The organism is Pseudomonas sp. SG20052 (genome assembly GCF_031766055.1).
GTDB lineage: Bacteria > Pseudomonadota > Gammaproteobacteria > Pseudomonadales > Pseudomonadaceae > Aquipseudomonas > Aquipseudomonas mandelii.
In genome coordinates, this window is record NZ_CP134498.1 from 578,775 (window position 1) to 591,519 (window position 12,745).

Annotated in this window: 6 protein-coding genes; 2 read left to right on the top strand and 4 right to left on the bottom strand. The window is 60.0% G+C overall.

Annotated features, from left to right (window positions below; genetic code table 11):
• Positions 1-75 precede the first annotated feature (75 nt).
• The 4 genes from RHP74_RS02660 to aceE form a co-directional block, all read right to left on the bottom strand.
• Positions 76-2,769 (bottom strand): GGDEF and EAL domain-containing protein, encoded by a 2,694-nt coding sequence (locus RHP74_RS02660; RefSeq protein WP_010464311.1) that lies wholly within the window; start codon positions 2,767-2,769, stop codon positions 76-78.
• 193 nt (positions 2,770-2,962) lie between these two features.
• On the bottom strand, positions 2,963-4,357 hold the full coding sequence (locus RHP74_RS02665; RefSeq protein WP_311097667.1) for an alkaline phosphatase D family protein: 1,395 nt from the start codon (positions 4,355-4,357) through the stop codon (positions 2,963-2,965).
• Positions 4,358-4,627: 270 nt separating this feature from the next.
• Positions 4,628-6,592: a dihydrolipoyllysine-residue acetyltransferase gene (gene aceF / locus RHP74_RS02670; protein ID WP_311097669.1), complete on the bottom strand. Its 1,965-nt coding sequence runs from the start codon at positions 6,590-6,592 to the stop codon at positions 4,628-4,630.
• Between the two features lie 11 nt (positions 6,593-6,603).
• The gene (gene aceE, locus RHP74_RS02675) at positions 6,604-9,249 is read right to left on the bottom strand and encodes a pyruvate dehydrogenase (acetyl-transferring), homodimeric type (protein WP_010464306.1); all 2,646 of its coding nucleotides are present in this window, start codon (positions 9,247-9,249) and stop codon (positions 6,604-6,606) included.
• A gap of 235 nt (positions 9,250-9,484) precedes the next feature.
• Here aceE and RHP74_RS02680 point away from each other — a divergent pair, with 235 nt between their 5' ends.
• The gene (locus tag RHP74_RS02680) at positions 9,485-9,637 is read left to right on the top strand and encodes a hypothetical protein (RefSeq protein ID WP_158080544.1); all 153 of its coding nucleotides are present in this window, start codon (positions 9,485-9,487) and stop codon (positions 9,635-9,637) included.
• A complete protein-coding gene (gene glnE, locus RHP74_RS02685) occupies positions 9,634-12,573 on the top strand; it encodes a bifunctional [glutamate--ammonia ligase]-adenylyl-L-tyrosine phosphorylase/[glutamate--ammonia-ligase] adenylyltransferase (protein WP_010464304.1) in 2,940 nt (979 codons plus the stop codon). The genes RHP74_RS02680 and glnE overlap by 4 nt, the downstream gene beginning before the upstream one ends.
• The last annotated feature ends 172 nt before the right edge of the window (positions 12,574-12,745 follow it).

Sequence of the window (12,745 nt, forward strand, 5' to 3'; positions counted from 1 at the left end):
TGACACACCGCTATCGCGAGCAGGCTCGCTCCCACAGGGGATTACGGTGTTCCACAGGGATTTTGTGGTGTGCTGTCAGACGAGCGGGCCGCGTGGGTAGCGCTTGAGCTTTTCGATCAGCTCGGCGCCGGGGATGGGGCGGTCGAACAGGTAGCCCTGGCCGACATCGCAGCGGTGGCGACGCAAGAACGCAAGCTGCTCGGCCGTCTCGATCCCTTCCGCCACAACCTTGAGTTTCAGGTTGTGGGCCATGGCGATCACCGCGGAGGTGATTTCCATGTCGTCCTGGTTGTCCGGGATTTCGTGGATGAAGCTTCGGTCGATCTTGATGATGTCGATCGGGAATTTTTTCAGGTAACTGAGCGACGAGTAACCGGTGCCGAAATCGTCCATGGCCAGGGTCAGGCCCAGGCGCTTGAGTTGATCGAGCTGCAAGTGGGTGTCTTCGGTGGCTTCCAGCAGCAGGCCTTCGGTCAGTTCCAGCTCCAGCAGGTTCCCCGGCAGCGCTTCTTCCTTGAGGATGTTGGCGATGGACGCCACCAGGTCCGGGTCGGAGAACTGCTTGGGCGACAAGTTGATCGCCACTTGAAGGTTGCCCAGGCCAGCGGCGGTCAGGTCTTTGCTCATGCGGCAGGCCTGGCGGGCGATCCATTTGCCGATCGGGATGATCAGCCCGGTTTCTTCGGCAACGCTGATGAACTGGTCCGGGCGGATCATGCCCTTTTCCGGATGGTTCCAGCGCAGCAGCGCTTCCATGCCCAGCAGGCGACCGCTGCGCAGGCACAGTTTGGGCTGATAGAACACGTCCAGCTCATTCTGGGTCAGGGCGCGGCGCAGGTTGTTTTCCACGAACAGCTTGTAGCTGGCCTCGGCGTTCAGTGCTTCGGTGAACACCTGGACCTGGTGTTTGCCATTGGCCTTGGCCTTGTGCAGCGCCAGGCCGGCGTTGCGCATCAATGTCTGTGGATCGCGACCGTGCAGCGGCGCGCAGGCCAGGCCCACGGAGCCGGTGACGCTGATCAACTGGTTATCGACGAACATCGGCTTGTCGAGGGTCGCCAGCAATTGGTTGGCGACGTGCTGGCCCATTGCGAGGTCGGTGTTGTCCAGCAGCACGGCGAATTCGTTACTGGCGAATCGCGCCAGGCTGCCGCTCGGGCTCAGGCTGTTGCGCAGGCGCCGGGCCAAGCTGATCAGCAGTTTGTCGCCGGTCTGGTGGCCGAGGCTGTCGTTGATGCGTTTGAAGTTGTCGATGTCCACCAGCAGCAGGCTGATCGGCGTATCGCTGTCCCGGGCGAAGCGTTCGTCGAGGTTGCGGATGAACGCCGGGCGGTTGCCAAGGTTGGTCAGATTGTCGGTGTAGGCCAGGCGCTCGATGCGCTGCTGGGCGAGCTTGGTCTGGGTGATGTCTTCGTAGATGCCGATGTAATGCGTCAGCTCGCGGTTGTCGCCATAGACCTTGGAAATCGACAACTGGCCCCAGTAGGGTTCGAGGTTTTTACGGCGGCTTTTGAACTCGCCCTGCCAGCTGTTGCTCTTGGCCAGCGCCGAGGGCGCGTCGAACAGCAGCTCGCTGAGGTTTTCCAGGGCCGGCAGTTCCGACAGCCGCTGGCCGTGGACTTCTTCGGTGCTGTACTGGGTGATCGCCGTGAAGCTCGGGTTGACGTATTCCACCACGCCATCGCAATTGACCAGCAAAAAGGCGTTGGCGCTTTGCTCGACCGCCCGCTGGAACAAGTGCAAGGCACTCGTGGCGGTGCGACGGTTGTGGTTGTTGATGACCTGGGCGAACTGATCGGCCAGTTCGCCGGCGAAGGCGATTTCATCCGACTGCCAGGCACGGGTCGCGCCAGTCTGTTCCAGGCACAGCACGCCGACCACCTGGCCGTCGACGCGGATACTGGCGTCGAGCATGGCGTTCACATCGCGCGGGCGCAGGTGTTCGGCCATTTCCCGGGTACGCGGATCGCGAATGGCGTTGTGCGCATCGATGGCGCGGCTGCCGTGCAAGGCGTCGAGGTAATCCGGGAAGCCGCTGACGTCGATCGGTTCCGGCAGCTGATATTCCCCGGAGGTGCGGTGATAGGCCGAGATCGGCACCAGCAGCGAGCCTTCGAGGTTCCACAGGCTGGCGCAGTCGATTTCATAGATGTCGCAAGCGCTGCGGGTAATCAGTTCGGCGGCTTCTTGCAGGGAATTGTTGGTGCTGTAGCGCTGGCGGGTCAGCAGCAGGATCAAGTCTTGCTGGGCGCGGACCCGATCCAGATGCTGCAGTTGTTCCAACTGGGCGCGCTGATTGAGTTCCAGGGCGATTTGCAGGCGCGAGTTCTGGGTTTCCAGGTCCAGCGACGGCAGCAGCGGTTCACCCTCGAACAAGCCGTCCACGACCATCAGGTAACCGCGCAGAAGGTGTCGATTGTGTTGTCGGTAGGCTTCGCCCAGTTCGAGCAGGCTCAAGGAGCCTTTGGCGGTGTGCAGGTTGTAGCGGATCAGGTAATGCGGGCTCTCTCTGAGTTGCTGCTGAATCGCGTCGTGCAGTTGATAGCGCGCTTCAGGCTCCATCAGGCTGGCATAAGGCGAGTCGACCAAGGCACAAAGCTCCACGGCCGGCAGACCAAATTGTCGTTCGCAATTGGGATCGAGAAACAGGAGTGCCCAGCTAGCTTCATTCAGCCGTTCGAAACGCAGCATGCCGAGCCGCGAGGGCACAGGCAATTGCGTCACTACCTCGGCCACCATACGGCTGGCGGCATCAGGTTGGCTTTTCATTGAGGGAAACTCGCTTCGAATGTGCTGATCGCGCCGGGCTCTCGCCCTCTTTACTGTTGCCTGCGGCAAGGTTGCATCATTGCGACACTGACTGACAAGAGACATGAAGGCCAAGTGCTATAAGAATATGTCGGCAGGGGCGAGGATTTCTCCAGCCAGGGCCGAAAACTAATGTATTTGGCCTTCATTTTCCTTAGTGCAGCGGGATGTTGATCGATTGCAGGCGCCGGCCGTTCCGGTCGTGGTAACTGACCTGAATCTGCTCCCGATCCACCACCAGATGAGCAAAGTTGTCTTCGCTGACCACCTTGCTGGTCAATTCATGTCGATAATCTCCCGCTGCGGTACGTGCCAGCGCCTGGTTCAGAATGAAGGTGGACTCGGAGGCATAGGGCAGCAATTTGCTGTTGCACAGCGGGGACGAGACGATGGTGTGCACGTCGAAGTCCGGATCCTCGCTGTGGGTCAGGCGGCTGGTCAGTGAGCCGTGGACATCGCCGGAAACGAAGATGACGTTCTTGATGCGATGCGTGCGAATCGTCTCCAGCAACCTCAGGCGTTGTTCCGGGAAGGCTTTCCAGGCGTCATCGCCGTTGAGTTTGCGGTCGGGGTAGAACATCACGCTGGTGACCACGAACTTGACCCGGGCCGGGCTGTGGATCAGCCATTTGCACAGCGCCTGTTCCTGCTCATCGTCGAGGATGCGTCGATCATTGGGCGACAAGTTACGACGGGTTCGGCTGTCGGTGACAAACCATTCAATATCGCCTTCGGCGAACTGATACCAATACTGTTCCAACTTTCGGCTTACTTGCCCGCTGGGTAATAAGTCATGCGCCGGACTGTGGCTGGCTTGGTATATCTCATAGGCTGCCATGGCGTTCTTATATAAATAGGCATCGGCCTTGCTTTCGTTGGTGGGCCAGTTGTCTTCTATTTCATGATCGTCGAGGATCATATAAATCGAGGTGTTGGACATTAATCGGGCGATGTTCGGTTGGGAAAACGCCGCGCGATATTTACTGAGTATTTCCTTGTATTCCCGGTCGGGAGCAATAACGTTCAGATCATCGACGTAAATTTGATCACCCGTCATTAACATCGCGCTGATGGGCGGCTCGGCCTGCTGCACAAGTTCGGTGATCGAGGCAAAAATACGGTCGCCCAGATGAGGTGCCGAAGGGATGCCTGCGGTCATGCGCAGGTAGCGGCATGAGCCGACGATGTACGCCCTCGGTGTGTTGGCCTTGCTGGACAGGGTGCGAAATCGATAAATCTCCCGTGGCCATTGCAGCGGCAGTTCCTGAACGGTCTCCACGGTGTGCACCGGGCTCATGGGGCTGAACCATCCGGCCTGGTATTCATAGTCGGTATCGGTGTCGAGGTTGTTGAGTGCAATCACATCGGACATATCGCGCAAGATCGACAGTTTGGCAAAGACACCTTGCGACCAACGCTCTTTCCCCGCGCGCCGATAACGAATGCCGGCAAATACCAGCGAGTTGTCTTGATGTTCTCCGCGCAAAAAAATACGTACGTGATTAGTTGTAGTGTGGCCAATAATGGGGCCGACAGTTGGTTTAAACATGTTCGAATCCGTTCGAAATAACGTTAACTAAGCAAATGAGATTTTCAGTATTTAAAAGAAAATGCTGTCGAACTAAGCCTAGTTATTAAACGGCAAAAAATATCGAGCGAAAGCCGCCATGAGTTGTGGGCGGTGTAAGCCACGGCTGTAGGAAATTACTTTGTTCAAGGCAAAAAAAGCCCCGCCAAATTGGCGGGGTTGAGGTACGAGCGTGGCGCTCGGAAAACATGGAACGCGACGGGCCCTCCGATGAAGGAGGGCCGGCCGGTGTTACAGCAGGATCGTGCGGATGTCCGCCAGCAGGCTGCTCAGACGCTGGGTGAAGCGTGCAGCAGCAGCGCCGTTGATCACGCGGTGATCGTAGGACAGCGACAGTGGCAGCATCAGTTTCGGCTGGAAGGCTTTGCCGTCCCAGACTGGCTGGATGGTTGCCTTGGAAACACCGAGGATCGCCACTTCCGGCGCGTTGACGATCGGCGTGAAGCCGGTGCCGCCAATGTGGCCGAGGCTGGAAATGGTGAAGCAGGCGCCTTGCATGTCGTCAGCGGTGAGCTTTTTGTCGCGGGCTTTGGCGGCCAGCGCAGCGGCTTCGGCTGCCAGTTGCAACAGGCTCTTCTGGTCGACGTTCTTGATGACCGGTACCAGCAGGCCTTCAGGGGTGTCGACGGCGAAGCCGATGTTCACGTACTTCTTGCGGATGATCGCCTTGCCGCTTGGCGCCAGCGAACTGTTGAAGTCCGGCAGCTCCTTGAGCAGGTGCGCGCACGACTTGAGCAGCAGCGGCAGGATGGTCAGCTTGACGCCGGCCTTCTCTGCGACGGCTTTCTGAGCGATGCGGAACGCTTCCAGGTCGGTGATATCAGCCGAATCGAACTGAGTCACGTGCGGGATGTTCAGCCAGCTGCGGTGCAGGCTCGACGCGCCGATTTGCATCAGGCGAGTCATCGGCACTTCTTCGGTTTCACCGAAGCGGCTGAAGTCCACGACCGGAATCGGCGGGATGCCCGCGCCGCCGGTTGCGCCGGCAGCAGCGGCCGGTGCTTCCTTGGCCTTCTGCATCATCGCTTTGACGTAAACCTGCACGTCTTCTTTGAGGATGCGACCGTGCGGGCCACTGGCGCCGACGGCGCTCAGCTCGACGCCGAATTCACGGGCCAGTTGGCGTACAGCCGGGCCAGCGTGAACCTTGGCGCCCGGCTTGGCCGGTGCAGCCGCGGGTGCGGCAGGTGCCGGAGCAGCAGGTGCTGCGGCGGCCGGAGCAGGAGCGCTCGGTGCAGCAGCGGCTGGAGCCGGAGCAGCGGCCGGCGCAGCGCCTTTGACTTTCAGCTTCAGAATCAGGTCGCCAGTACCGACTTCGTCATCCAGCTTGATGGAAACGCTTTCCACCACGCCAGCGGCAGGCGATGGAATTTCCATGCTCGCCTTGTCGGATTCCAGTGTGATCAGCGACTGGTCGGCGGTGACGGTGTCGCCGGCCTTGACCAGTACTTCGATGATCTTGGCCTTGCCCGACGAACCGATGTCCGGGACATGAATGTCCTGGACGCTATCGGCAACCGGTGCGGCCGGGGCTGCAGCGGCTGGCGCCGGAGCAGCGGCAGCAGGCGCAGCAGCCTGGACTGGCGCGGCAGCAGCAGGGGCCGCAGCACCCGCCACTTCCAGATCCAGAATCAGGTCACCCGTACCGACTTCGTCGTTGAGCTTGACGCTGATGGCCTTGACCACGCCAGCGGCAGGCGATGGGATTTCCATGCTGGCCTTGTCGGATTCCAGGGTGATCAGCGACTGATCAGCCTCGACGGTGTCGCCGACCTTGACCTGGATCTCGATGATCTGGGCCTTGCCCGCCGAACCGATATCCGGGACGTGCACTTGCTGAACCGAAGCGGCAGCAGGCGCGGCTGCTGGCGCTGGAGCAGCGGCGGCGGCAGGCGCAGCAGCCGGTTTCTCTTCAGCTTTTGCAGCCGGCGCAGCGGCAGCCGCAGGGGCCGCATCAGCGGCACCTTCGACTTCCAGCTCCAGCAGTTCGTCGCCTTCTTTCAGGCGATCGCCCAGCTTCACTTTCAAACTTTTGACGATGCCGGCCTTGGGAGCAGGGACTTCCATGCTCGCCTTGTCCGATTCCAGCGTCAGGATGCTCTGTTCGGCTTCGATACGGTCGCCGACCTTCACAAACAGTTCAATTACTTCACCTTCACCGCTGCCGATGTCAGGTACGCGAATGAGTTCGCTCACAGAGTGTCTCCTCAGCAGTCCAGTGGGTTGCGTTTTTCCGGGTTGATCCCGAACTTGGCGATGGCCTCGGCCACCACTTTAGGTTCGATGTCACCACGGTCAGCCAAGGCTTCCAGGGCTGCCAACACCACGAAATGACGGTCGACTTCGAAGAAGTGACGCAGCTTCTTGCGGCTGTCACTGCGGCCGAAACCGTCGGTGCCCAGGACTTTGAATTCCTTGGACGGGACCCACTGACGAATTTGCTCAGCGAACAGCTTCATGTAGTCGGTAGACGCGATGACCGGACCTTTACGGCCGTTCAGGCACTCTTCGACATAGCTCAGTTTAGGCTTCTGGCCTGGGTGCAGACGGTTGGTGCGCTCGACGGCCAGGCCATCGCGACGCAGTTCGTTGAAGCTGGTAACGCTCCAGACGTCGGCGGCAACGTTGAACTCTTCACGCAGAATTTTCGCCGCTTCACGGACTTCACGCAGGATGGTGCCGGAGCCCATCAGCTGAACGTGGTGCGCCGCTTCGCGGGTGTCTTCTTCGAGCAGGTACATGCCCTTGATGATGCCTTCCTCGACACCGGCCGGCATGGCTGGCTGCTGATAGGACTCGTTCATCACGGTGATGTAGTAGAAAACGTCCTGCTGCTCTTCGGTCATCTTCTTCATGCCGTCCTGGATGATCACCGCCAGCTCGTAGCCGTAGGTTGGATCAAAGGTGCGGCAGTTCGGGATGGTGGCAGCCAGGATGTGGCTGTGACCGTCTTCGTGTTGCAGGCCTTCGCCGTTCAGCGTGGTCCGGCCGGCGGTGCCGCCGATCAGGAAGCCACGGGTACGGCTGTCGCCTGCAGCCCAAGCCAGGTCACCGATGCGCTGGAAGCCGAACATCGAATAGAAGATGTAGAACGGCAGCATTGGCTGGTTGTGGCTGGAGTACGAAGTACCGGCTGCAATGAAGGAGCTCATGGCGCCCGCTTCGTTGATGCCTTCTTCGAGGATCTGGCCCTTCTTGTCTTCCTTGTAGAACATCACCTGGTCTTTATCGACTGGCTCGTAGAGCTGGCCGACGGACGAGTAGATGCCCAACTGACGGAACATGCCTTCCATACCGAAGGTACGGGCTTCGTCCGGGATGATCGGGACGATGCGTGGGCCGATTTCCTTGTCCTTGACCAGCTGCGCGAGGATCCGCACGAAGGCCATGGTGGTGGAGATTTCACGGTCGCCCGAACCATCAAGAATCGCCTTGAGGGTATCGAGTGACGGCGTCGGCACGCTGAAGCTTTGCGCGCGGCGCTGTGGCACGAAACCGCCCAATGCAGTGCGGCGCTCGCTCAGGTAGCGGGCTTCGGCGCTGTTTGGCTCTGGCTTGAAGAACGGCAGGTTTTCCAGCTCTTCGTCGCGAACCGGAATGTCGAAACGATCGCGGAACAGCTTCAGGCTTTCAACATCAACCTTCTTGGTGTTGTGCGCGGTGTTTTTCGCTTCGCCGGCACCGGTGCCATAACCCTTGATGGTCTTGGCGAGGATGACGGTCGGTTGTTCTTTGTGGTTGACCGCTTCGTGGTACGCCGCGTAGACCTTGTACGGGTCGTGGCCGCCACGGTTGAGTTTCCAGATCTCGTCGTCGGACAAATCAGCAACCATCGCCTTGAGTTCTGGCGAGTTGAAGAAGTGTTCACGCACGAACGCGCCGTCTTTGGCTTTGTAGTTCTGGTACTCGCCGTCGATGACTTCGTCCATGCGACGTTGCAGGATACCGTCGACGTCTTTGGCCAGCAGTGGGTCCCAGAAACGGCCCCAGATGACTTTGGTCACGTTCCACTGAGCACCGCGGAACACGCCTTCGAGTTCCTGGATGATTTTGCCGTTGCCGCGAACCGGGCCGTCGAGGCGCTGCAGGTTGCAGTTGATGACAAAGATCAGGTTGTCGAGCTTCTCGCGGCCAGCCAGCGAGATCGCGCCCAGGGATTCTGGCTCGTCGCACTCGCCGTCGCCCAGGAAGCACCAGACTTTCTGCTTGCCTTCAGGGATGAAGCCACGGGCTTCCAGGTACTTCATGAAACGTGCCTGGTAGATCGCCTGGATCGGGCCCAGACCCATGGATACGGTCGGGAACTGCCAGAAATCAGGCATCAGCCAAGGGTGCGGATAGGAAGACAGGCCTTGACCATCGACTTCCTGGCGGAAGTTGTTCATCTGGTCTTCGGTGATGCGGCCTTCCATGAACGCACGGGCGTAAACGCCTGGCGAGGTGTGGCCCTGGAAGTAGATCAGGTCGCCGCCGTGTTCATCGGTCGGGGCCTGGAAGAAATAGTTGAAGCCGATGTCATACAGGGTGGCGCTGGAGGCGAAGCTGGAGATGTGACCGCCCAGGTCCGAATCTTTCAGGTTCGTGCGCATCACCATGGCCATCGCGTTCCAGCGTACCAGCGAGCGAATGCGGCGTTCCATGAACAGGTCGCCAGGCATGCGTGCTTCGTGGGTAACGGGAATGGTGTTGCGGTATGGCGTGGTGATGGCGTAAGGCAACTGCGAACCGCTGCGGGTTGCGAGTTCGCCCATACGGGTCATCAGATAGTGAGCGCGGTCTTCGCCTTCTTTGTCGAGAACCGATTCCAGGGCGTCCAGCCATTCCTGGGTTTCGACGGGATCGAGGTCTTGCATGGCTTGCTCCAGGGCGGAAAGGCTTCCAGAATCGGTTGCCTGAGTTTGCGACTGGCCTTGTGGGCAGACGATATAAATTCTTGGATTGCCGAGTGGTAGGTTCCGGCGGCGTGTAGTTTTACTACAAATCATCGGGCATTTCAGCTATCTGGATGTATATACGAGTAGTAAAACTACAGATGAGCGGCTTGTGGCCTCCGGCTGCGTTGTGAGAATAATCGTTAAGGTTGGTCTTTTGCCAACCGAAAAAGGTGAAAGCTTGATGCTGCCTGCCAAAAACAAAGAAATTTCAGCTATTTCTAACCTTTGTTCGACAGTCGATCACGTAGTGCGTTTTGAAAAATCACTACATGCCGCCCTCTACACGCCGATCAAGGATAGACCATGAGCCTCCCTCCGCTTGCCGAACTGCCCGGCATTCTCCTGCCGTTTGTCACCCGCGCCGAGCAGTCGTTCCGTACCGCCGTTGCCGAGTTGGAAGATGACCATGGCCTGTCTGCCTGGACAGCTGAGCGCTGGGCGCAATTCGCCCGCGTCACCGCCGCCAGCGATTTCGTGACCGAACAGAGTGTGCGTGACCCCTTGATGTTGCTGGCGCTGGTGCAATCCGGCGAACTGGACCGCAGCTTCGCCCCCGGCGAGTTGTGCGGGCAGATCGCGGCTGCGGTGAATGCGGCCGAAACCGATGACGAACTCGGTCGCGCCTTGCGCCGTCAGCGCACGCGTCAGCAAGTGCGGATCATCTGGCGCGACCTGACTCGTCAGGCTGATCTGGTCCAGACCTGCCGCGACCTCTCGGACATGGCCGATGCGAGCATCGATCAGGCCTATCAGTGGTTGTACTCGCGGCATTGCCAGCAGTTCGGCGTGCCCACCGGCCGGCGTAGCGGCGAGCCGCAGCAGATGGTCATCCTCGGCATGGGCAAGCTCGGTGCAGTGGAGCTCAACCTGTCATCGGACATCGACCTGATCTTCGCCTACCCCGAGGGTGGCGAAACCGTCGGCGTGAAACGCTCGCTGGATAACCAGGAATTCTTCATTCGTCTCGGCCAGCGCCTGATCAAGGCGCTGGACCCGATGACCGTCGACGGTTTTGTGTTCCGGGTCGACATGCGTCTGCGGCCTTACGGCTCGGCCGGTGCCCTGGTGTTGAGCTTCAACGCGCTGGAGCAGTATTACCAGGACCAGGGCCGCGACTGGGAACGCTACGCGATGATCAAGTCGCGGGTGGTGGCTGGCGATCAAGTGGCCGGCGCGCAACTGCAAGAGATGCTGCGCCCGTTCGTTTACCGGCGTTACCTCGACTTCTCGGCGATCGAAGCGCTGCGTACCATGAAGCAGCTGATCCAGCAGGAAGTGCGGCGCAAAGGCATGGCCGACAACATCAAGCTCGGCTCGGGCGGCATCCGCGAAGTGGAGTTTATCGCCCAGGCGTTCCAGCTGATCCACGGCGGTCGCGACCTGAGCCTGCAGCAACGCCCTCTATTAAAAGTACTGAGCACCCTGGAAGGCCAGGGTTACCTGCCGCCGGCGGTGATCAGCGAGCTGCGCGAAGGCTATGAATTCCTGCGGTACACCGAGCACGCGATCCAGGCGATTGCCGACCGCCAGACCCAGATGCTGCCGGACGGTGCGCAGGATCAGGCGCGCATTGCCTTTATGTTGGGCTTCGCTGACTGGGAGGCTTTCCATGCGCAGCTTATGTATTGGCGAGGCCGCGTGGCCTGGCACTTTGGTCAGGTGATCGCCGATCCCGATGAAGAGGAAGGCACCGAAAGCGAAGTGGTGGTCGGCGGTGAATGGCTGCCGCTGTGGGAAGAGGCCCAGGATGAAGAAGCCGCCTGCCGTCAGTTGGAAGAGGGCGGTTTTGCCGATGCCACCAAGGCACTGAAAGCGTTGGCCGGTTTGCGCAGCAGCCCGCAGTTGCGCGCGATGCAGCGTTTGGGGCGCGAACGCCTCGATGCATTTATTCCGCGTTTGCTGGCTCAGGCGGTCGAGCATGCCAATCCGGATCTGGTACTTGAGCGCGTGCTGCCGTTGGTTGAAGCGGTGGCCCGTCGCTCGGCGTATCTGGTGCTGCTGACCGAGAACCCCGGCGCGCTGCGCCGTTTGCTGACCTTGTGCGCGGCAAGCCCATGGATCGCCGAGCAGATCACCCGCTTCCCGCTGCTGCTCGACGAATTGCTCAATGAAGGTCGATTGTTCAAGCCCCCCCTGGCGCCGGAACTGGCCGCCGAGTTGCGCGAGCGCCTGACGCGGATTCCCGAAGACGACCTCGAACAGCAAATGGAAGCCCTGCGCCATTTCAAACTGGCACACCGCTTGCGGGTCGCCGCTTCGGAAATCGCCGGCAGCCTGCCGTTGATGAAAGTCAGCGATTACCTGACCTGGCTGGCTGAAGCGATCCTCGCACAAGTACTGGCCCTGGCCTGGCGCCAGACCGTGGCCAAATATGGCACGCCACTGCGCACCGACGGCACCTTGTGCGATCCGGGTTTCATTATTGTCGGTTATGGGAAAGTCGGCGGACTGGAATTGGGGCATGGTTCGGACCTGGACCTGGTGTTCATCCATGACGGTGATCCGCAGGCGGAAACCGACGGAGCGAAACCTATCGACGGCGCGCAGTTTTTCACCCGGTTGGGGCAGCGGATCATTCATTTGATTACGACCCAGACCAACTCCGGCCAGCTGTATGAAGTCGATATGCGCCTGCGACCTTCCGGCGCCTCGGGATTGCTGGTGAGTTCGGTGGGGGCGTTTGCCCGGTATCAGGAAAACGAAGCCTGGACCTGGGAACATCAGGCACTGGTGCGGGCCCGGGTGCTGGTGGGCAGCCAGGATGTCGGCCAGGCATTCGAGAAGGTGCGCGCGGCGATATTGGGCAAGCACCGGGACCTGGCGACCTTGCGTCAGGAGGTGAGCGAGATGCGCGCCAAGATGCGCGATAACCTCGGTAGCAAGAGCACCGCAGCCGGCACGGCGGCAAATGCCTTCGAGGCCACGGCGCCGTTCGATCTCAAGCAGGACGCCGGAGGTATCGTCGATATTGAATTTATGGTGCAATACGCGGCCCTGGCGTGGTCCGAAACACACCCGCCATTGCTGCGCTGGACGGATAACATCCGCATTCTGGAAGAGCTGGAACACGAAGGGCTGATGCCTGCCGAAGACGCCAGCCTGCTACGCGAGGCCTACAAGGCCTACCGTTCCGCCGCCCACCGGCAGGCCTTGCAGAAGGACCCCGGGGTGATACCGGGTGACCAGTTTGTCGATGAGCGTCGGCAGGTATTGCGGATCTGGCGTGAACTAGGGTTAAGTTGAAACGCGCGAGTTGAAGCAACAAGATTCAAATGTGGGAGCGAGCCTGCTCGCGAAGACGGGGTGTCAGTCGCCATCGATGCTGGATGTGACGGCCCCTTCGCGAGCAGGCTCGCTCCCACAGTAGATCTGCTTTGTATCGCAGAACGATGCACACCAAATCCCAATGTGGGAG

Bases quoted from the DNA above. Each gene is read 5' to 3' on its own strand.
- RHP74_RS02660 (WP_010464311.1), bottom strand. From the start codon at position 2,769: ATGAAAAGCCAACCTGATGCCGCCAGCCGTATGGTGGCCGAGGTAGTG.
- RHP74_RS02665 (WP_311097667.1), bottom strand. From the start codon at position 4,357: ATGTTTAAACCAACTGTCGGCCCCATTATTGGCCACACTACAACTAAT.
- aceE (WP_010464306.1), bottom strand. From the start codon at position 9,249: ATGCAAGACCTCGATCCCGTCGAAACCCAGGAATGGCTGGACGCCCTG.
- glnE (WP_010464304.1), top strand. From the start codon at position 9,634: ATGAGCCTCCCTCCGCTTGCCGAACTGCCCGGCATTCTCCTGCCGTTT.